Source organism: Marinobacter salicampi (assembly GCF_011074795.1).
Classification (GTDB): Bacteria; Pseudomonadota; Gammaproteobacteria; order Pseudomonadales; family Oleiphilaceae; genus Marinobacter; species Marinobacter salicampi.
Genome location: NZ_JAAMPF010000012.1, coordinates 188,956 through 209,961 on the forward strand (window position 1 = coordinate 188,956; position 21,006 = coordinate 209,961).

Annotated in this window: 21 protein-coding genes; 9 read left to right on the forward strand and 12 right to left on the reverse strand. The window is 58.8% G+C overall.

The window, feature by feature from the left end; all coding sequences use genetic code 11:
• The first annotated feature begins 50 nt into the window (after positions 1-50).
• Complete coding sequence (locus tag G7W63_RS05570; protein WP_166254418.1) at positions 51-920, forward strand: substrate-binding domain-containing protein; 870 nt, start codon at positions 51-53, stop codon at positions 918-920.
• On the opposite strand, the gene G7W63_RS05575 is transcribed toward G7W63_RS05570, so the two are convergent.
• Positions 921-1,886 carry a heme-binding protein gene (locus G7W63_RS05575; RefSeq protein WP_207308888.1) on the reverse strand — a complete coding sequence of 322 codons (966 nt, stop codon included), beginning with the start codon at positions 1,884-1,886 and terminating at the stop codon, positions 921-923.
• Between the two features lie 40 nt (positions 1,887-1,926).
• Positions 1,927-2,268, reverse strand: a complete 342-nt coding sequence (locus G7W63_RS05580; protein WP_166254421.1) for a c-type cytochrome — start codon at positions 2,266-2,268, stop codon at positions 1,927-1,929.
• A gap of 295 nt (positions 2,269-2,563) precedes the next feature.
• Between G7W63_RS05580 and G7W63_RS05585 the strand changes: the two genes are divergently transcribed.
• The 5 genes from G7W63_RS05585 to G7W63_RS05605 are packed head-to-tail and all read left to right on the forward strand — an operon-like array spanning position 2,564 to position 9,057.
• Positions 2,564-4,402, forward strand: coding sequence for a methanol/ethanol family PQQ-dependent dehydrogenase (locus G7W63_RS05585; protein ID WP_166254424.1), 1,839 nt, complete (start codon positions 2,564-2,566; stop codon positions 4,400-4,402).
• 31 nt (positions 4,403-4,433) lie between these two features.
• Positions 4,434-5,033, forward strand: a complete 600-nt coding sequence (locus G7W63_RS05590; RefSeq protein WP_166254427.1) for a c-type cytochrome — start codon at positions 4,434-4,436, stop codon at positions 5,031-5,033.
• A 51-nt stretch (positions 5,034-5,084) separates the two neighbouring features.
• Positions 5,085-6,095, forward strand: a complete 1,011-nt coding sequence (gene coxB / locus G7W63_RS05595) for a cytochrome c oxidase subunit II (RefSeq protein ID WP_166254430.1) — start codon at positions 5,085-5,087, stop codon at positions 6,093-6,095.
• Positions 6,092-8,617, forward strand: coding sequence for a cytochrome c oxidase subunit I (gene ctaD / locus G7W63_RS05600; protein WP_166254433.1), 2,526 nt, complete (start codon positions 6,092-6,094; stop codon positions 8,615-8,617). Before coxB ends, ctaD begins: the two co-directional genes overlap by 4 nt.
• Before the next feature lie 41 nt (positions 8,618-8,658).
• The gene (locus G7W63_RS05605) at positions 8,659-9,057 is read left to right on the forward strand and encodes a hypothetical protein (RefSeq protein ID WP_166254436.1); all 399 of its coding nucleotides are present in this window, start codon (positions 8,659-8,661) and stop codon (positions 9,055-9,057) included.
• A gap of 3 nt (positions 9,058-9,060) precedes the next feature.
• Here the strand turns inward: G7W63_RS05605 and G7W63_RS05610 are convergent, their stop codons facing one another.
• Genes G7W63_RS05610 through G7W63_RS05625 form a run of 4 tightly spaced genes read right to left on the reverse strand, consistent with a single transcriptional unit; the run spans position 9,061 to position 12,373 of the window.
• A complete protein-coding gene (locus G7W63_RS05610) occupies positions 9,061-9,714 on the reverse strand; it encodes a cytochrome c oxidase assembly protein (RefSeq protein ID WP_166254439.1) in 654 nt (217 codons plus the stop codon).
• Positions 9,702-10,892, reverse strand: coding sequence for an ABC transporter substrate-binding protein (locus tag G7W63_RS05615; protein ID WP_166254441.1), 1,191 nt, complete (start codon positions 10,890-10,892; stop codon positions 9,702-9,704). The genes G7W63_RS05610 and G7W63_RS05615 overlap by 13 nt, the downstream gene beginning before the upstream one ends.
• A complete protein-coding gene (locus tag G7W63_RS05620) occupies positions 10,885-11,895 on the reverse strand; it encodes a PQQ-dependent catabolism-associated beta-propeller protein (protein WP_207308889.1) in 1,011 nt (336 codons plus the stop codon). The genes G7W63_RS05615 and G7W63_RS05620 overlap by 8 nt, the downstream gene beginning before the upstream one ends.
• A gap of 31 nt (positions 11,896-11,926) precedes the next feature.
• Complete coding sequence (locus G7W63_RS05625) at positions 11,927-12,373, reverse strand: hypothetical protein (RefSeq protein ID WP_207308890.1); 447 nt, start codon at positions 12,371-12,373, stop codon at positions 11,927-11,929.
• Between the two features lie 218 nt (positions 12,374-12,591).
• Between G7W63_RS05625 and G7W63_RS05630 the strand changes: the two genes are divergently transcribed.
• A complete protein-coding gene (locus G7W63_RS05630) occupies positions 12,592-12,906 on the forward strand; it encodes a hypothetical protein (RefSeq protein WP_166254444.1) in 315 nt (104 codons plus the stop codon).
• A gap of 99 nt (positions 12,907-13,005) precedes the next feature.
• On the opposite strand, the gene G7W63_RS05635 is transcribed toward G7W63_RS05630, so the two are convergent.
• The gene (locus tag G7W63_RS05635) at positions 13,006-13,665 is read right to left on the reverse strand and encodes a YiaD family glycine zipper/OmpA-like lipoprotein (protein ID WP_479724285.1); all 660 of its coding nucleotides are present in this window, start codon (positions 13,663-13,665) and stop codon (positions 13,006-13,008) included.
• 50 nt (positions 13,666-13,715) lie between these two features.
• A complete protein-coding gene (locus G7W63_RS05640) occupies positions 13,716-14,723 on the reverse strand; it encodes an alpha/beta hydrolase (protein ID WP_166254447.1) in 1,008 nt (335 codons plus the stop codon).
• Between the two features lie 225 nt (positions 14,724-14,948).
• On the opposite strand from G7W63_RS05640, the gene G7W63_RS05645 reads away from it, so the two are divergent.
• Complete coding sequence (locus tag G7W63_RS05645; protein WP_166254450.1) at positions 14,949-15,842, forward strand: alpha/beta hydrolase; 894 nt, start codon at positions 14,949-14,951, stop codon at positions 15,840-15,842.
• Positions 15,839-16,600, forward strand: a complete 762-nt coding sequence (locus G7W63_RS05650; RefSeq protein ID WP_166254453.1) for an SDR family oxidoreductase — start codon at positions 15,839-15,841, stop codon at positions 16,598-16,600. Before G7W63_RS05645 ends, G7W63_RS05650 begins: the two co-directional genes overlap by 4 nt.
• Positions 16,601-16,621: 21 nt before the next feature.
• Here G7W63_RS05650 and G7W63_RS05655 read toward each other — a convergent pair whose 3' ends face one another.
• Genes G7W63_RS05655 through G7W63_RS05670 form a run of 4 tightly spaced genes read right to left on the reverse strand, consistent with a single transcriptional unit; the run spans position 16,622 to position 20,734 of the window.
• Positions 16,622-16,921, reverse strand: a complete 300-nt coding sequence (locus G7W63_RS05655; RefSeq protein WP_166254456.1) for a GIY-YIG nuclease family protein — start codon at positions 16,919-16,921, stop codon at positions 16,622-16,624.
• A complete protein-coding gene (locus G7W63_RS05660) occupies positions 16,918-17,826 on the reverse strand; it encodes a DMT family transporter (RefSeq protein ID WP_166254459.1) in 909 nt (302 codons plus the stop codon). Before G7W63_RS05660 ends, G7W63_RS05655 begins: the two co-directional genes overlap by 4 nt.
• Entirely contained in the window at positions 17,823-19,229 is a 1,407-nt protein-coding gene (locus G7W63_RS05665; protein ID WP_166254462.1) for a sigma-54-dependent transcriptional regulator, read from the reverse strand. The genes G7W63_RS05660 and G7W63_RS05665 overlap by 4 nt, the downstream gene beginning before the upstream one ends.
• Positions 19,226-20,734: an ATP-binding protein gene (locus G7W63_RS05670; RefSeq protein ID WP_166254465.1), complete on the reverse strand. Its 1,509-nt coding sequence runs from the start codon at positions 20,732-20,734 to the stop codon at positions 19,226-19,228. The genes G7W63_RS05665 and G7W63_RS05670 overlap by 4 nt, the downstream gene beginning before the upstream one ends.
• Positions 20,735-21,006: the final 272 nt, after the last annotated feature.

Sequence of the window (21,006 nt, forward strand, 5' to 3'; positions counted from 1 at the left end):
GGGCCTTTTTTCATTAGCAGGACACGTTTCTCCAGGGAGGGAAAATGTGCATGACAGCGAAAAGATCGGCGTTGTTTCCAGCACTGCTATTGGCGCTGGCTGGGCTTAGTCCAGTTGCTGCAGCTCAACCAGGCGAGTTACCGGAAACCATCAAACGTCCTGAGCTGCGCGTTTGCTCGGATCCCAACAACCTGCCGTTTTCAAACCGGGCTGGGGAAGGGTTTGAAAACCAGTTGGCAGAGCTTGTAGCCGACGAGCTTGGAAAAGAAGTCCGTTACGAATGGCATGCCCAGCGCCGGGGCTTCCTCCGGAACACGCTCAATGCCGGCAAATGCGACATTGTGATGGGCACGCCTCACCTTGGAATGCTGGCGACCACCCGCTCCTACTACAACTCCACGTATGTTTTCCTCAGCCGGGCCGACCGGAACCTGACATTTTCGTCCATGAAGGCCCCTGAGCTGCAGGATCTCACCATCGGTGTCCACCTTATTGGTGACGACGGCGCCAATACTCCACCCGCACACGCTCTTGGGGAGCAGGGCATCGTGGACAATGTTGAGGGTTTCATGATCTACGGAGACTACCGGGAGGACTCACCGCCTTCTCGCCTGGTAAAAGCGGTTGCCAGGGATGAGATTGATGTCGCGGCCGTCTGGGGCCCGCTGGCCGGGTATTACGCAGCGCGTTCGGCGGTTCCGCTGCGGCTTGTCCCCATTACCGACACGCTTGACTACATGCCCATGCTCTTCCAGTACCCGATTGCCATGGGGGTCAGGAAGACAGACCCTTTCCTGAAAAACCAGCTGAACGAGTTCATCTACCAGAACGGCGAGGAAATACAGGCATTGTTGGAGCGCTATAACATTCCCCTCGCCGGCCGTATGGAGCCCGTCATTCTCGGTGGCGGGCCCGGCTGATCACTCTTCCGGACCGGTGGGGAATTTATCCTTGAAGGACTCGGCAATGGTCTTGGCCCGGGGACTGCACTCCGGGTGGCCATAGCCACTGGCACTTTTCTTCTGCCCCGAAGCAGGGTCCACGTCGATGTCATAGATTATGTTATCGTTTTTCGCCTTGCTGACCCCTTTGGGGACGCTATCCATGTTCAGAGCATGCCGTACCTTCCATGCGATGACATGGTCGGTGCAGGACTGGTCGCCGCTGAGTCCAAGCCCCCCCAGTAGCTTGCCGCTATTATCGTAGAGCGCCAGTCCACCAGCGAAGACCGTTACGCCGCCTGCGCGCTTGCCCACCAGCGGGTCATCTTTCTTGCCCCAGGAAGAGGGCGAGCCTTCATAGACGGCCTTGGTCAGCAGGGGTGTACTTGAGGCGATTCCGAACAGACTGTTACCCGGCTGGGATGGCCAGAAGAGGTTGGCGGTGGAAAGCGCAAAACCGGGCAGACTGAAAGCATTGGCCGTGGAGGCCTTGGAGACGGAGACTCCCCGACTTCCGGGCCACTGGTCGCCAACCTCTTCCCCTGAGTAAGTAACGGCACAGACCACACCTGAGCGATCGACAACTGTCGCCCACATGTTGTTACCCAGGCCTCCGTTGGCTTCGGTGTTGCCCTTCTCGACCACCTTCTCCAGGGCTTTGGTCAGATCGCCATGGCTCGGCAATTGATCGCAGGCCGCTCCGGGGGCCCTTTTTTCCGAAGAGCCGGAACCTGACTTGCCGCTGTCATTCGCGTTTCCGTTACGCTCGTAGCCGACCGGCACCGACTCCATCTCTTCGTGCTTGAGGTCGTTGCTATCGGAACTGTTCTGGGCAAAAACAGGTGAACCGACCAGCATGGCGCCGGCTACCGCTGTCGCCAATATTCCTCTGACGTGAGCTGCAGGGCTGCTAGGTATGTCCACATTCTGACGCTTAAAAAGCATATCAAACCTCCTTGTCGTGATTGGTCTTGCGTATCTATTGCTAGGATTGGTCCCCTTCAGATTCTTCGTTTTCACCAAGCTGGCTGTAATAAGCAGCAAGGTCCGCAATATCCTGTTCGGTAAGATCTCTGGCAACCGGACTCATAACCGGGTGGTAACGCTTGCCAGACTTAAATTCCTGTAATTGTATGGCAAGGTAACCGGCGTTCTGACCAGCGAGCTGGGGAAATTCCGGATTGGTTGTTTCGCCTTGAGCGCCGTGACAGGCCACGCACATGACCGCCTTCGAGCGGCCGCGTTCAACGCTGCCATCTGCCCAGGCGACGACACTGGAGCCCATGAGGAGAGCCAGGAGGATTGTACGTCCGATAGGAAAAGTCATTAGCTGCCCGTCCATCCCTGAGTGAGTCAACTTACGCCTTCTTGCTCGAGTCTAGTGCTTAAGATACGGACAAACAATGACACGGAGTTAATCTTCACTGCGCAATGCCGTTCGTTTTCAATGAGCCATTGACGGCCATGCTGATCGGTTCTTATAGTGACAATCACTTAAGGAGTAACACCGCTGCCGGTTATCAGTGGCTCGGCGATACGAGCTTCAGTGCCGGCCTCATAAGGTGGAGACAGAACACAGAAAATCGACCACGGCAGCACCAGAACATTAAAGGAGCTCAAGGATGAGTAACCGGCCGACCCATGCCCCTACGCCAGGCACCCCTTTTCGGGCGCGCCGCGGCCTTTCAGTCTGGTTGATCTCCCTCACCATGCTGGGGCTTCTGATCCCGACTGTTCAGGCCAATGAAAAGCTCGTCGAGCTGTCGAAGGATGACAGACAATGGGTCATGCCTGCCAAGAATTATGCCTCCACCCGGTTCAGCGGCCTCGACCAGATAAACACCAGCAATGTCCAGGATCTCGAGCTTGCCTGGTCATTCTCCACCGGTCTTACTCCCGGGCACGAAGCCGCTCCCCTGGTGATTGGCGACACCATGTATGTAGTGACACCCTGGCCCAATATACTTTACGCCCTTGATATCACCGATGGCGCGGTCAGGTGGAAATACGAGCCCAAGCCCGCCCGGGCTGCCAAGGGCGTGGCCTGTTGTGACCTGGTCAACCGGGGCGCCGCCTACCTGGATGGCAAGATCTTTTTTAACACCCTCGATAACCATACGGTGGCAGTGGACGCGAACACAGGCGATGAAGTCTGGAAAACCAAACTGGGTGATATAAACCGCGGGGAAACCATGACCATGGCGCCGCTGGTGGTAAAGGACAAGGTTCTGGTCGGGAACAGCGGCGGCGAGATGGGCGTCCGGGGCTGGATGACAGCCTTGGACACGGAAACTGGCGAGATTGCCTGGCGCGCCTATTCCACCGGACCCGACGAGGATGTCCGGATCGGCGAGAGCTTCGACCCCTTTTATGCCCGCTACGAAAAACCCGATCTTGGCGTTGAAACCTGGCCGCCCGGGCGCTGGAAAGTCGGAGGCGGAACAGTCTGGGGGTGGATATCTTACGACCCGGAACTCGACCTTATCTATTACGGCACTGGTAATCCCGGGCCCTGGAATCACAAACAGCGGCTGGGGGATAACAAGTGGACCTCCAGCATCTTTGCCCGGGACCCGGACAATGGCATGGCTAAATGGGCGTACCAGTGGGGGCCGCATGACAAATTCGATTACGACGGTGTCAATGAAGTACTTCTGCTCGACCTGATGATCGATGGTGAAGAGAGAAAGGTACTGGTGCGCCCCGAACGCAACGGCCACATGTACGTGATCGACCGGGTAACCGGTGAAGTACTGTCGGCCGATGAATATGAGTACATAACCGTCACCAAAGGCATCGATCTTGAAACCGGTCTCCCCATTGAGGTCAAAGAAAAGGAGCCCCAGCTCGGCGAGGTGACCCGGGAAATCTGTCCTGCCCCGCCCGGTGCCAAGGACTGGCAGCCCTCAGCCTATTCACCCGAAACCGGCCTGATCTACGTTCCTCATCAGCATCTGTGCATGGACATGGCCATAGCTGAGACCAGCTATATCGCTGGCACACCTTTCGTTGGTGCCGAAGTAACCATGTATGCCGGCCCCCGCGGTAACCGGGGCCGTTACATGGCCTGGGACCCCGAGCGCCGCGAAATGGTCTGGGGCATCGAAGAAAAATTCCCGGTCTGGAGCGGCACCGTGGCCACGGCTGGCGATGTCACCTTCTACGGCACTATGGACCGCTGGTTCAAGGCCGTTCATGCCCGAACCGGGGAAATCCTTTGGAAGCATCGGGTCGGGTCAGGGATTATTGGTCAGCCCATCACATACGAAGGACCCGACGGTCGCCAGTATGTAGCGATACTCAGCGGGGTCGGTGGCTGGGCCGGCGCAGTGGTCTCAGGCGGCCTTGACCCTGAGGTGCCTTTCGGTGCCCTTGGATTTGTCGGGGCCATGGATGACCTCCCTGACTTTACTGCAGCGGGGGGTACACTGTACGTGTTTGCCCTGCCAGAGGAGAAATAGGCCGGCGACGGCACAACCACAGGAGGTGGACATGAAGACAACCCTTCCAACAGCCGTCTGGCTTTCAGGCCTCGTTGCATTTGGTCTGGTCCTTTCGGGCTGCGATCAGGCTCAGGAGACCGAACAACCTGAGGGCGAACAGGCAAGCGTGCAAACCTACTCCACATCTTCCGCCGAAGAGGCGCCCATTGGCGCCGATCGCCTTCCCGGAACTGAAACCGAGACGGCTCTCACGCCAGCAACAAGCCTGTTCCCGGGCACCGTCAAGATCGACCCTGAGATTCAGAATCCCTACGCCGGAGACCCCGAAGCCATTGCAGCCGGCCGCCGCCACTTCGCTGCCTTTAACTGTGTTGGTTGTCACGCCCCGTTGGGCGGCGGCGGTATGGGGCCACCCCTGAGCGATGATGTCTGGATCTACGGCAAGGAGCCGGCTCAGGTCTACCTCACCATTCTTCATGGCCGTCCGGCCGGCATGCCTGCCTTTGGTGCAATGATTCCCGAGCGGGCGATCTGGGAGCTTGTGGCCTATATCGAAACGCTTGATGAAATAGAGGACCCGGCCAAGGCCAAGGGTTTTGACCCCAACAACGAACGTTTCCGTGATTATGACTACGAACCGCGCAGTTGATCCTTCGCATCTGTTCATCAGTACCCCTCCATGGAGACGTCGGGTGCAACAATGCCGATGGGTCAGGTGATGGTCAAGAACAACCGTTCGTTACCATGTCTCTGCGTGGGTATTCTTGTGCTGCTGCTGGCAGGATGCCAGGGACCCCAGTCCGCCCTTGAGCCCAGTGGTCCGGCTGCAGGTGAGATCGCGCTCCTGTGGTGGGTCATGTTCTATTCTGCCGTGGCAATTTTTACCCTGGTATTTGCCCTGCTGATGTATGCAGCCTTTCGTAAGCCCGAGAAGCGCCGGCAGATTTCACCGATCAAATTTGTGGTTGTCGGCGGCCTGGCGTTTCCCATACTGGTGCTTTCGATCCTGCTGCCTCTCGGTATCGGGGTTGGCTCCGGCATGGATAGACTGACGCCACCCGAGACCCTTACCGTCCACGTGACAGCCCACCAGTGGTGGTGGGAAGTCGCGTACAAAGGGGGGCCGAACGACCTCGACTTCAACAGCGCGAACGAACTCTACATTCCCGTTGGGCAGCCGGTGGAACTGATACTGGAATCCGCCGACGTGATCCACAGTTTCTGGCTACCGCGTCTGGCCGGCAAGCGGGACATGATTCCCGGGATGACCAACCGCCTTGTGATTGAAGCGGACGAGCCCGGGATCTTTCGCGGGCAATGCGCCGAGTTCTGTGGCCTCGCCCATGCCAAGATGGCTTTTTACGCGGTCGCCCTTGAACCGGAAGAGTTTTTCCGGTGGGCTGAGAATCAGAGCAGACCACAACCGGCCAGTCTTGAAGACGAAGGTGCCCGGTTATTTGCGCAGAATGGCTGCGCCCTATGCCACACGGTGCGCGGACACCAGGCCAGAGGGCGCGAAGGCCCTGACCTGACGCACGTGGGCAGCCGTAAAACCATCGGCGCCGGTCTTCTTCCCACCAGTCCGGAAAACATCGCCCTCTGGCTGTCCCGAAACGACAAACTGAAACCGGGCAACCGCATGCCGGACTATGTCCACTTATCCCAAGAGGACCGCCTCAGTATCGCACGTTACCTGGAGAGCCTTGAATGAGCGCTGGGCAGAGCACAACGCCACCACCGGCAACAGCAGTGAGCCCCGAAGCCGAAGCCCTGTTCCGAAAAACCTGGGCGCCTCGCACAGGGCTTGGCAGGTTGTCAGCTGTCAACAATTCCATCATTGGCCGTAGGTTCATCGCCACGGGTTTCGTTTTCTTCCTGATCGGTGGACTGCTGTCGCTATTCATGCGTACCCAGCTGCTGTTCCCGGAGAATGATTTCCTTTCTGAGGAGCTGTACAACCAGTTCTTCACCATGCACGGCACCACCATGATGTTCCTTTTCGCCGTACCGATCATGGAGGCGTTCGGCATTTACCTCATTCCCTCCATGATCGGAACCCGTGACCTCAGCTTTCCTAGACTGGGCGCCTTCGGCTACTGGTGCTATCTGTTCGGGGGCATACTGCTGTACTCAAGCGCTATTTTCGGCGCCATGCCCGACGGTGGCTGGTTTATGTACCTTCCGCTGACGGACAAACAGTTCTCCCCGGGTATCAATCAGGACTTCTGGCTTCTCGGCGTTACCTTTGTGGAAATTTCGAGTATCTCCGGGGCAATCGAACTGATCGTTTCCATACTGAAAACCCGGGCCCCTGGCATGACCCTGAACCGAATGCCGATCTTTGCCTGGTACATGCTTGCAGTTTCTTTCATGATTCTTATCGGGTTTCCCCCGCTGATTCTGGGCAGCATCCTGCTTGAAAGCCAGCGTGCGTTCGGCATTCCGTTCTTTGAGATCGCGGCAGGGGGCGACCCCCTGCTGTGGCAGCACCTGTTCTGGATTTTCGGTCACCCGGAGGTCTACATTATCTTTCTGCCGGCGGCCGGGCTGGTAGGCGCCATGTTGCCGGCTTTCGCCCGCCACACGCTGGTGGGTTACAACCTGATCGTGCTGGCGGTTGTCGGTACCGCTTTTCTGAGTTTCGGCCTGTGGGTACATCATATGTACGCTACCGGCATTTCTCGGTTCGCCCTTGCCTTCTTTGCCGGCGCCAGCCTCGCCGTATCCGTGCCCAGCGGTGTTCAGGTGTTTTCCTGGATCGCTACCCTGTGGCGGGGTAAACCGGTGATGCGGACGCCCCTGCTGTTCATACTGGGCTTCATCATTACCTTTGTGATAGGCGGCCTGACCGGCGTTATGGTGGCGATCGTACCTTTCGACCTGCAGGTTCACGACAGTTACTTCGTGGTGGCCCATTTCCACTATGTGCTCATCGGGGGCATGGTCTTCCCGCTTTTTGCAGCATTGATCTACTACCTACCCCGGGCGACCGGTCGCATGCTTTCCGAGCGCCTCGGCAAGTGGCACTTCTGGCTGTTCTTTATTGGCTTCAACCTGACCTTCTTCCCCATGCACCTGACCGGCTTGCTGGGCATGCCGAGGCGCGTGGCCACCTACCCGGCCGGTCTTGGGTGGGATACGCTCAACCTCATTTCAACTATAGGTTCGTACACTCTGACCGCCGGTATTCTCGTCTTTCTGTTCAACGTTATCTGGCACGTCAAACGAGGCCGGCCGGCCGGAGTCAACCCATGGGATTCCCCGGATCTCGAGTGGTCGTCTGTGACTCCGGTGCCGCCTTTCAATACCCGTAGTATTCCTCATATCACCGGCCGTGATCCGCTGTGGGCCCAACCGGACCTGGCGCGGCAAATACGCGATGCCGAGGGATACCTGCCGACCGCTGAAGAAGGCAAGAGGGAGATTCTGGCTACCTCAACCGTGGGCGCAAAACCCGAACACGTCACCCGGCTGCCCCACCCGACCTTCAAGCCCATCCTCGCGGCCCTGGCGACCGCTACCATCTTCAGTGGTATTCTGGTTTCCATGTACTGGCTGGCACTGGTGGGTCTCGTGATCTTTGTGGTCATCCTGTATCTCTGGCTCTGGGGTGAGCTTCCGGAGAAGGAGACCAAGCCGGTTGGTAACGGTCTGGAGTTGCCCATAGCGGTTGGTGATCAGCATACACCTGCGTGGATGGGCACGCTGACCCTGTTGCTGGCCGATCTGGCCTTGTTCGTATCGCTCGTTTACAGCTATTTCTATCTCTGGACTACGGCCGACTCATGGCCGCCTGTAAGCTATGAACCGGCGCTATCGGAGTCAGCCATCATTTTTGGCGGTTTGCTTGTGGTACTGGTTCTGGCCACTGCGGTGGCCCATGCCGGGGCTTATCTCAGCAGTCGCCTGCTGGCCTTAGTCGGACTTACAGCGACCGCGGCCTGCCTCGTGGCTCTGTTAATCCTTGGCTTCCAGGCCTATGACCAACTGCCATTCGATATTACAAGTCATGCCTACGGAGCAGTGCTTTCAGCCATGGGCGTCTATGTCCTCGTGCATACCTGTCTGAGCATGGGTTCAGCGCTGTTTGCCTTGGCCCGGGTGTCGGTCACTGGTATCACCCGGACCAGGAGTCTTTCCGTCCGGATACTGTCCATGCTCAGCTATTACACGGCTTTTACCGGCGTGGTTGCTTTCATTCTTATTTACGGGTCCGCAAACATGATGGGCTAGGCTCGCGCCAGCGGGGCCTCAACATTTGTCAGGGAAGCGCTATGACCAGACGTTCGACATCAGACTACCTGCCAGGATACCCGGCCACCGCTATGGGGTTACTGACGCCCCCGATCCTGTGGGCCTGTTATTTTGTGCTGATCTATTCCCTGCATGGCATGGTCTGTGTGGGCGAGCTGGAGAACAGCCTGATTCGAGCGGAGTCATTGCCTGAGTTTCTGATGGCCGTGACCCTGCTGGCGATAGCACTGCATGCCAGCATAGGTGTGTGGTCGTGGCGGCTGTTGGGGAAGCTCAACCGGCGTGTTTCAGCTGAGCCTACTGAACTGCAGCAGCGGGCCCGCTTCCTGGCGGCAGCCGCCGCCGCGAACGCCGGACTCTTTCTGGTGGCCACTGTCTGGATAGGCCTGCCGGTGCTTATCCTTGAGCCCTGTCTCTAGCCATCAATCCGGACTTGATCCACCTTCGCCCAGAAGCCGGTTGGCAAGCACCAGGCCGCCGATTAGATAGGGGACGGCTCCGGCAATGGCCATAAGCACACCTCCGATACGCTGATCACGGAGCTGCTCTGGAAACCTGTCGCCGGCATAGACTTCCGACGCATACAGCAGCTCCGGTGCCAGAGCGATCAGGACCCCCAACATGGTCATATGCATGAAGGTGAGCAGCATGGCCAGAGACCCGACACCCGCCGCTGCCCGGGTCGTGCCAGAGAAACTCACCCACCAGAGCCAGACCCCTGCCAGGAGGAAAGAAAATTGTTGGGCCACAAAGGCGGTGGTCGTGGTCGAGGCCGCCTGCTGCAGAGGTGGTGCATGCCAGCCCCAGACCACGAGCATTTCAAAGACCGACGCTATCACCGCCCATATCAGTCGTGGCTGGTTACCGGCGACGGCACTGCGCCAGCGCTTTAAACCAATCCCCAGCAGGGGCGCCGCGACTACGACAACGCCCAGATGCAAAGCCATGTGAGCCGAGAATACGCGTCCTGCGATGCTGTGCAGCGGACTCAGCCAGAGCACGGCCAGAACCAACAGTCCCGCGCCTATCGGCCAGTGCCTCAGGCCGGGGCTCAATGCCGGTGCTACAGCTGACACTCGCTCTCCGGCTCGTCAGTGCCCAGGGTGTCGAGGACCTCGCGCGCATGCATGAAGTCCCGGAGCGGAAGCCGGGCAATGACCGCATTCGGGGTTGCCAGCAGCAGGGGCTGGCGCAATTGCTGATCCCAGGCCCGGAAGCTGGAGGGACTGCCTTTCGAGCCGTCCAGATTGAGCTCGCCACCGAGAATAAACGCGCGCATGGCTTCGAAATCATGACTTTCAGCGCGCATGGCTGCTTGAACCACAGCCTTGACCGACGCCCAGGCAGCCCAACTTGCACTGTTCATACGTCGGGGCGAGGCCAGCTCTTCAAATCGGTGCTGAAGCTGAGGCGCGCCGTGGCGATGCCAGCTCCAATGCCAGGCCAGGGGTGACAGTCCGGCAGTGCCGACCACCGGTCGTGGCCGCTGGGTCTGATAAGGCACATAACGGCCAAGCTCACCACTCGTATCGGCGACGAACACAACATCGTACCGGGCCTCACCGGTGAGCAGCGCGATATTGTTCTGCTCCCGATTGCGGGGATTTTTGCCGAGGGTGAACGAGCGTTCAGCCACAAACTCAGCACCAAATTTCCGGGCTGACTCGTCCAGCGCCCTCACCAGGCGCTCATCTGCCTGCTCTTCACCTTTGAGAACCAGGAGCTTCGTCCACTTCTGGCTCACCAAATATTGCATCAACGCATCCGTCAGCATGCTGTCGCTGGGATAGACATGCGCTATGTTGGCTTGGCACTGGCTGCCACGGAGGCGGTCGTCCGATGCTGAGACATTGAAATAAAGCACCGGAAGCTCCCTTGTAGCTGCCGCCAGTTCAAGGAGTTGCTCTGCTGGAAGATCAGCAATTATAAAGTGGATGTTGCCGTTACGGTGCCACGAACGCACCCTGTCGATGAGCTCATCCACTGAATCTGCGCTGGCCGGCTTCAGGCTGAATTCCGTGCTGGTCACCTGGCCGATGGTCTCGGCATCTTTAAGGCCAACCCTGGCTCCTGGCAAGGGCCGCCCAAGCTCGCGGAACTCGATGCCGGTATAGGCATTGTCTGCCAGATACCTGGGGTCGTCTTCAAGCTGCACGTACCCGATGGACACCTGACGCTGCGGCGCCTGCTCAGCAAAGGCAAGGCTGACCAGGAACCCGGCCAGCAATGTTCCGACAAGACCGCCTTTAATCATCGATGACAACCGTGTGCGGAACCCGGCCTGTGGCGAACGACTGGACTGCTTTCTGGTCGCCCACGGAGATCAGGGTGACGTCGTCACTCAGGCCGTTGGCTACGTAGAGACGTTCGCCATCCCGGCTTACAGCCACGCCCCAAGGCCGACTGCCAACCAGAACGTAGGCCTCAATCTCTTTGCTTTCCACGTTAACCATGGCCACATGGTTGGCCCGCCCGAGGGTAACGAACATGGTTTTACCATCGGGCGACAGGTCGAGGCCTACCGGCGTTACCTCCGACGCCCTGAACCCCGGAGGCAGGAACTCGACCCGGGTTTTCACCTGCAGGGTTTCCGGGTCGATGATGGAAACCTGTCCCGAGAGCTCATCGGATACCCATAATTCGCTCTCATTTTCAGTCATTTCAAACCGGCGTGGGCGGGTGCCCACCATGATGTTCTGGACCACCTTGAGGGAGTCCATATCCACCACGTGCACCATGTCGGCCATTTCCGAGGCCACAAACAATCGCGACCCATCCTTGTTGAGCAAGACGCCTTCGGGCTCGGGACCGGTAGTCACCTGAGCCAGGGTATCGCCACTCTCGATATCGATATGGCGGACAATCGCACTCTCTTCCTCGGATACAAACAGCGACTTTTCATCCTTGCTCAGGGTGAACACTTCCGGGCTTATACCAGTTTTGATGCTGTCGACGATTTCCAGGGACGCTACGTCAATAACCTCGATCACATCATCGTCACCACAGGCCACGTACAGGAGCGTTTGGTCACTATTGAACTCCATGTCCCTGGGTCGGCGAGAGGTTGGGATCTCAGCAACCACCTTATGGTCATCGGAAGGATCCAGCACGGCAACGGTATGGGAGCGTTCATGGCTGACGAAAACATAGCCGGTATCAGCGGCTGAAGCTGGCAGGCTAATAACAGCGAAAAAAGCGCACAGCATGGTGCACAGGATTGTCCAGCATGAGAGCCGGTCTGATTTGAATAGGTCCATTCCCAGGTCTCCGGCTGCAACAATGTGAGTACTAGCGTTTTTCGTCTTCCCAGGTGCCCCGGGTCGCGCAATAGACATCGAGCAGTGTCGCGCCGGCGACAATGGCGGCGGCACCACCGGCGGCTTTGCGATGGGGACTGTCAGGACGCAGTTCCGGCGCCAGCGTTGCCAGGTCAAGCAGATCCCCTGCAACCCGGCCCCAAACCCAGGGTGTCGGATTACGGGCACAGAGCAGGCCTATGCCGGTGCCGATCTCACGCAGGCCGTAGGCCAGATAAAGGCGATCGTCGCCGAAGGTGCCCAGGTGTCTGCTCAATGAACGCTTTTGCCAGAGTTCGAACAGGCCCAGGCCTATGGACATCCAGCCCAGCCCTCGGGCCAGGGTGTGTCGGTCGCCTTTTGAATCAGAGAAACTGTAGAAAGGGCTCAGGTCCACTTGGGATTGGGACTCGGAATGGGACTTGTTGACAGCTGCCATGACATACGCCTCCTTGCGTTGTTATCGTAGATTTCAATCAAAAATAGACTTCAACCAAAGACTAACTGAAGCTAAAAGCAGTTGGAAGGGATAAACCGCCCGGTGCGGACCCTTGAGATCCCGCCCCAGCAACCCCAACAAGACCCTGTGGATGTGCCATAAGCCGGTCACGAAACCAGTCACGAAACTAAAGGCACGATCGGGAAAAGGAGCCCCTGATGACGACGCAAGACAATAACCTGAAAGACAGGCTGACCAAGAAGCTTGAAGCCCAGACAGACCACTGGAGCCAGCGCATAGAAAAGCTTCGTACTGAAGCCGAAACCGAAAAAACCAAAGCAAAGGACGACCAGGCCCAGGCGGAGATAGAACGGGACTTCAATGCCCGGATCCGGGAACTGGAAAATAATATTGACGAAGCCAAACGCCGCACAAGGGAGATCGAAGCAGCCAGTGATACCGCCCTTGATGAAATGGAGCGTCACATTGAGGACTGGATACCTGGCAGCCAGACAGGACATTCCAAAACCTGACATTCCAGATGTCTGGCAGCGGCAGCCATCAGCATGGTTTGCCCAGGCATAAAAAAACCCACCGGACCAGCGGTGGGTTTTTTTGTTACAGGCAGACTGTTACTGCTCCATCGGCACCAGTGTCAGTTCAACCCGGCGGTTTTGTTCCCGGCCTGAAGCGGTATCATTGGAGGCGATGGGGTAGCGCGGGCCATAGCCTGCGGCTCGAGTGCGCTTTGGAGCAATGCCCTGGTTCAGCAGGAAGTCGCGGACCGACGAGGCGCGCTGCTCACTGAGCAGCTGGTTGTAGCTCTGGGAACCGGTGCTGTCGGTATGGCCTTCGACCTGGATGATGGTCTTGTCGTACTCGTTGAGAACCGTGGCCACGGACTCAAGCACGTTGGTAAATGACGGCTGGATACTGGATTCATTCACGTTAAAGGTAATATTGCCGGGCATGACCAGCTCGATTTCGTCACCATTGCGGACGACCCTCACACCGGTGCCTTCAAGCTTCTGCCTCAGCTGGGCTTCCTGACGGTCCATGTAGTAACCGATACCTCCGCCAACTGCTGCGCCCGAGGCCGCACCGATCAGGGCACCCTTGCCCCGGTCACTCTTGCTGGAGGTGGCAGCGCCGACGGCCGCACCGCCGATGGCGCCGATAATGCTGCCCTTGGTGGCGCTGGAGGTCTTCTCTTCGCCGGTGTAGGGGTCATAGGTCATACAACCGCCCAGGCCCACTGTGGCTAGGGTTAGTGCCAAAAATAGTTTTTTCACATCAAACTCCTGGTAAATCAGATGGAACCAATTGGGCAGACCTGAAGCGCTTAACAGGCTTTCGAATAGGCTACTGCGTCATCTTCGAAGGTGTGAATGATCGTGTTGAATACCGTCGACTGCAAGTCTTTTGCTTCATTCACCAGATGATGACGCCCGTCGGGGATCCTGAGTTCCTCTACTGACGAGAATTTGTTTCGGATAATACGCAAATTGTGCTGCCAGTCGACCGTTAAATCTTTTTCACCCTGAACAACCGTTACCGGAAAATCCACCGGAGGGGCGCCTTCCACATGGGGCACCCATTGGCGCAGGGCCGAGACCCAGTCAACATGCACAGCCCGGGCCTGCAACGGGTCTACTTCCTTGAGGAATCGCAGAAAGCGGGAATTGCCGCTGTTAGCCGAGAACATCCGGCGCCAGCGTGTCATGAAAGGCCGGGCCATGCTGTGCAGGAGCTTAGCCCCCAGCCAGCCCATGGGCCGGACCAGCGGCGCCAGCAGCACCACGCGGCGGAAACAGGAAGTCTCCTGGGAGTGCTGGTTGGACAAAAGATAATCAATGAGAATGCCAGCGCCCGTACTCTGACCGACCGCGTACCAGGGATGTCTCACCTTGTCCCTGACAGCGGCAAGCACATCCGCGAGAACCGCCTGGTATTCCAGAAAACTGCCTATAGCGGCAGGGGTACCGCTGGAAAGGCCATGGCCGGGCTGGTCGTAGGCGAGCACATCAAAGCCGGCACCGAGGCAGCGGTCAATGAGCTGACTGTAAAGACCTACATGATCGAAATAGCCGTGCAAAATGAACACCGTGCCCTTGGCTTTCGGACGGCGATAATAATGCACCGCCACCCGGTGCCCGCCAGCGTCCAGGGAACCCTGCCAGTAGGTTACATCGGGATGCTCAACCCAGAGGTCCAGACCGTAAAAGCGGCAGTAGGCCTGCGCTTCTTCTGTCAGTTTCCGGGGCTCGGCGGGGTCGAAGACCGCCAGCTGCGCCAGAAGCGAGGCCCTGTCCCAGCCAGGGATATCAATGATGTCGGTTTTCCAATACACGGGGATAAGCGCGCCTGTTAGAACGGGTTGAGTATCCTGATGTGGCTCGGTCAAAGCCAGGCTCTGCACCGTTGACAGACTACCACACCCAATGGCGGTAGGGGCACGCTCTGATGTGGCAATAATTGCCCCGAGCTACCTGTCACACCGGTCATGGCGTCGGTATCGGGGAGGCGCTATGCTGCCCCCGTTAGAACACCCCGCACAACTGACCGGGAGACAGTAATGTTCCAGAGTATGCTTGAAGTCGGCCTCCGCCAGACCATGCAGAGGCTGGTTAGCCCCATGCTCAACGCAAGAATACCCATAGGCCTGCAGCGGGTCCTCATCAGGCAGGCCTACCGGTCCTCCCGGCCGCCCCGGGGCTGCCGGTTTGAGTCGGCCAGCTACCGCGATGTTCCGGTCAGCCGGGTTAGCCATGATGTGCGCGGCACCGGCGCCCTGATCTACTTCCACGGCGGCGGCTATGTTATCGGCTCGGCCTCCACCCACGCCGGTGTGGCCGGCCACCTGGCAAAGGGCACCGGGCTTGAGGTCATCGTACCTGACTACCGGCTGGCACCGGAGCACCCATACCCGGCGGCGTTAGAGGACGCCCAGGCGGTGTACCTGGCGTTACTGGACGAAGGCTGCTCGCCCACGGATATTGCCCTGGCTGGAGACTCTGCGGGTGGAGGCCTCGCGCTTGCCCTGGCTATGGCGCTGCGGGATGGGGGGCATCCTATGCCCAGGTCACTTTGCCTATTTTCGCCATGGACCGATCTCACTAATAGCCAGCTCTACCGGCCGGATTGCGAGCCGATCCTTAACAAAGGCTGGATCGACAAATCTGCAACGCTTTATGCCGGCAGCGAGTCACTGACGTCGCCAGGGGTTTCGCCAGTTTACGGCGACCTTTCAGGGCTACCACCATTGCTGATCCAGGTGGGCAGTCAGGAAATCCTGCTCAACGACGCCCAGAGATTGGCCGACCGGGCCCAGGCCCATGGCGTGGAGACTGTTCTTGAGATCTACAACGACCTCTGGCACGTGTTCCAGGTCCATGCCGGTCAGCTCGACCGCGCGACCGATGCGCTTGCCACAGCCTCGGCTCACATCAGAAGAGGGCAAACACCATGAACTATATGCTGATCACCGGAGCCGCTTCAGGCATTGGCGCTGCCACAGCCATGCGGTTTGCACAGCAGGGCTGGCGTGTCGGCCTGCTGGACCTCAATGGCCCTGCCCTTGAGAAGCTGAAAAACCGACTGGAGGGTGATCACTGGAGTGCAGTCTGCGATGTAACGGATGCCGATTCCGTTTGCGAGGCATTCAGGGGTTTTTCAGAATTCAGTGCCGGCCGGCTCGACCTGCTTCTGAACTCGGCCGGCATTTTACATGTGGGCCAGTTCGAGACCATTACCATGGCCGACCACGCCAATATGATCGACATCAACGTCACCGGGCTGATGCGGGTCTGCCACGAGGCCTTCCCGTTACTGAAGGCGACGCCCGATGCCCGGGTGATCAATATGAGCTCAGCCTCTGCGCTCTACGGTACCCCCCATTTTGCCAGTTACTCGGCCTCAAAGTTTGCGGTCCGGGGCCTCACCGAAGCGCTCAATGTGGAATGGCAGGACCACGACATTTTTGTGCAGGACATCATGACCCCCTTCGTCAAAACACCGATGGTCGACCGCCAGACCTTCAAAGCGCCGGTCATCGACCGGCTCGGGGTCAACCTGAAACCGGACGACCTGGCAAAAGAAATCTGGAAAGCCCATCTTAGCAAGGACGTACATCATCTTGTGGGGTTGCAGTTCAAGTCACTGGTGCTGAGCAACAAGCTGTTCCCCAGCGCCGTGACTCGCAGGATCATGACCATACTGAGCCACTAGCGCGGCTTTCTTTGGTAACAGCTAGTGCTCCGGCCCGGATCCCGCCTGGCCCAGGTCCGGCAATGCAATCTCTCCGCTCACCAGGGCTTCCTTGCGGGCCCTGGGCCACTGTTTGACATGCCATTCCAGGCGCGAGGCACAGGCACGGTCGCCGGCGGCCATTGAGAAAACCAGGGCCAGCGGCCCTTTGCCCCGTAGGCTCCGGGCACCACGACCGCCTGCTCCCTGATGCTCGCGAAAACGCCGGTCCACATCCGTCGTAATGCCAGTATAGAGCGCGCCGGCAGCGGTCCTGACAAGGTAGAGGTACCACTGGCTCATCCTCCTGCGGGCTCCGTTATCGGCTTTGTCCGGCCCAGGTGCTGCTGGGCCCACAAGGCCCCCATGATCAGCACCAGGCCCACATAGGTGGAACCCAGGATCTCCTCGCCAAGAATGAAGTAGATAAACACCAGGGACAGAAACGGCGAGATGAAAATGAGGTTGCTGACGCGGGCCGTGTTCTCGGCCTTCTTCATGGCATAGGACCAGAGCACGAAAGCCACACCCATTTCGAAAACGCCCACGTAGATCGCCCCGGCGATGCCCTGGAATGACAGGAAATCAAAGCCATCGGTGAAGCCACAGTAGAGCGCGATCACAGGCAGGCCGCAGAGGAAATTCAGTAGCAGGCCCACCACCGGGTCCCGGGTATCCCGGGTGGCGATGATCCAGTAGGACGCCCAGACCAGCGTGCTGCCCAGGGCGAAGGCAACCCCCAGGGGGTCGGAAAACGACAGGGACAGGGGGTCGCCGCGGGTGGCAATCACCACCACGCCACTGTAACAGACCAGGCCTGCTATCAGGTCTATGGGCCGTAGCCGCTGCCCGAGGAAGGGGACCGACAGATAAGCCAGAACCAGGGCCCAGGTATAGTTGAGTGGCTGGGCCTCCTGGGCCGGGAGGCGGTCAAAGGCGCCGAACAGCAGAAAATAGTACAGGCAGGGATTGACCAGCCCCATACCCATGGACTGAACGTACTGTCGTCGGGTCAGCCTGAAAACAAGATGCCAACGGCCCTGGACCACCAGTACACCCGCCAGCACAAACACGGACGCCAGACAGGCCACCAGCAGAAGCTGGGCTGGTGTCAGCACCTGCAACGAGAGCTTGAACGCCGTAGCCACGGTGGACCACAGCAGTACGGCCCCAAGCCCGAACAACATCGCCTGGGATTGACGTTTCACAGGCTCGTACCTTCGTCCAGGCCATTCCCTGGCCCACGGTCCTCCTCCAACCAGCGATACAGTGTCCGTCGATTGACCCCAAGAATCTGGGCTGCCCGGCGCTTATTGCCCTCAGCGGCCTGAATCACGTCCCGCACGTAAGCCTGCTGGACCTGTTCCAGGCTCGGCCATTCAGCCAGGTTGCCTTGCGGACGGCCACGAACATTGTCCACTGCACCGGTCGTGCGCTGGCGTATGCGGGTGGGCAGATGCTCAGGGCGGATCACGTCCCCGTCACAAAAGGTGACGGCTCGCTCAACGGCGCTGGCCAGTTCCCTGACATTGCCGGGGAAGGGGTAGTCGGCAAGTATCTGGCTGGCATGTTCACTCAGCCGCATAAAGCCACGGCCATGGCGGGCTGCAGCTTCCGCCAGGAAATTCACCGCCAGCAGTTCAATATCGTCCCCCCGCTCACGCAACGGCGGCACCACTAGCATCAGAGTCTCGAGCCGGTAGTAGAGGTCTTCCCGGAACCGGCCTTCTGCCACCGCCTTGAGCAGATCCACATGGGTAGCTGCAATGATACGGACATCCACCGACTCCTCATGATCGGATCCCACCGGCTTCACCTTCTGTTCCTGCAGTACTCGCAGCAGCTTCGCCTGCAGGGCGATGGGCATCTCGCCGATTTCGTCGAGCAAGAGCGTGCCGCCGACAGCCTCGGCAAACAGGCCTTTGCGGGCCTGTTTGGCGCCCGTGAACGCCCCGGCCTCATGGCCGAAGAATTCGCTTTCCATGAGCTCTTGCGGAATGCCGGCACAATTGACCGGCAGGAACGGGCCATCGCGCCGTTCACTCTCCCGGTGAATTGCCCGCGCCACCAGTTCCTTGCCGGTGCCACTCTCACCGGTAACCAGTACCGGCGCGTGGCTCTTGGCAATCTGGGTAATCTGCTTTCGCAGACTGGCCATAACATCACTTTCACCCACCAGTTCGTGCCAGGTTGCCTGCTGTTGCTGGGATTTGTAGCGCTCCAGTTCGTTGATCACCGCGGCATGGGCCAGCAGGCGTCTGACCTTGAGCCTCAGGTGGTCCATGGAGAGCGGTTTGGTGAGAAAATCGTCAGCCCCGGCCTTGAGTGCGTCGACGGCCTGCCCAACAGTGCCAAAAGCGGTGATGATGATGAACGGGACTTCGTGCCCCTCGGCGCGGAGCCTTTGCAACAACACCATGCCGTCCTGATCCGGCAGCCGGAGATCAGACACGATGAGGTCGGGCAGATCCTCCCTGGCGCTGGCTGTAGCATCGGCGCAGGTGCCCACTGACTCGACTTGGTAGCCGTCGGCTTCCAGCTCTTCCCCGAGTAACATGCGCAGGCTGGCGTCATCCTCAACCAGCAGGATCCTGGGTGGCGTGGACGTCATCTTGCGGCCTCCTTACGGTCACTGTGATCTTGATGGGCTCCAGCTGTGGCCCTTGGAAAGATCAGGCTCATCCGACAGCCACCGAGCTCACTCTCTGCCACTTCCAGCCGGCCCTGGTGTTCCTTGATGACGCTGTTCACCACCGCCAGCCCGAGTCCTGTGCCTTCCCCTGCCGGACGGGTGCTGTAGAAAGGCTCGAAAATCTGCTCGTGCAACTCGGGCGCAATGCCGGGGCCGTCATCCTCGACCCTCACTTCCCAGCTGTCGGCATGGGGTATCAGCGAAACCCGGGCACAGAAGCGGGAAGCCTGGCAGGCATTGCGCGCCACGTTCATGCAGGCGAGGCTCAGCCTGGTTGGCTCGGCCTCTATATTGGCGATACTGGCGACCCCGTGAACCTGGAGACTGGCTCCCTGGCACTTAGGATCCTCCACCAGCTGTACGAGGGTTTCCCTGAGCACTTTGCCCAGATCGACAGGACGACGGGAGTCCGGCACGTGGCGGAAACAGTCCAGCAACTGCTCGATGATCCGGGTCATGCGTTCAACCTGGTTATGGATGTCAGCCAGTTGCCGTTGCTGATCGGCGCCGGTAGCAGTTCGCGCCAGAATGCCGGCCCTGCCCTGGATAACACTCAGAGGCGCACCCAGCTCGTGGGCCACACCGCCGGCAACCCGGCCTATCATGGCAATTTTTTCCTGGTACTCAAGACGCTCCGCAAGCGCCTGCTCACGCTTCATCCGAGCCACGATCTCACGTTCAGCCACCGCCATCCGCTGAGCCAGGGTCCGAAGACCCTCATGAATGTCCCTGATTTCCCGGGGTCCCGACGCCGTCGTGGCCAGGGTCCAGCGTCCGGGGGCAAGATTGTCCATCGCCCCCAGCAGGCGGCTGACATGCCGGCCGATCGAGCCGTAATGGCCCAGTACGACCACGAGCGTGACGATCAGCGAGAGAATGCTCCAGGTCACAATGCCCCAGGTGCGGATCATGGCGATCTGATCCTGAAAATCGCTGCGCTTGCGGGTAATCTGCAGCAGTCCCTTGATCCGCCCGTCCCGGGCAATCAGTGGCGTGAACTGGGAGAACACATCAACGCCCTCCACCCGCCGGAAGTCGCCGCCGAGGCGTCCACTGTCGATGACCTCTGCTGCTCTTCGGCTCCGGTTCAGAGTCGCGTTCGTAATGCCCAGGCTGGCTATTTGCCGTCCTTCGCGGTCATAAACAGAAGCGCCGTACACCCGTCCAATACGGAAAATGGACTTGAGGGTCTCGCTCAGAACGATTTCGTCCTGCTCACTCATGGCCTGGGACAATGGTCCGCTGGCGGCGGTAGCCACCAGTTCAAGATCTTCCCGCAAGCGCTCCTCAAGCCGGCTCTCCACTGCAGAAAGACCGATATAGATGGCTGCTCCACTCAGAATCATCAGGGGGAGAACAATACTGATCACCAGATTGAGGCGTAAGGAGGCAAACACCGGCCGCGCGAATCTGAGTCGGCTCATACTGTGGTTCCTAAACTGTGGTTCCTAAAATCAGGCGTTCCCGATAGCAGTGATTCAGAAAAAATGTCCCACATTATTGCCCCATGTGGCATATCGCCACAACAGACGTTAACGGACCGACATCTTCAAAAACCCATAACTAATTGTTTTATCACTTTTTAAATTATTATGAACCGTAAAAATGCCGGTTGGCATGGAGGTTGTATATTGTCCCAGTGCGCATTAACCCACGGTCGTCGCATCTTCTGAAAAGATGCTTTGAGACCAGTCAA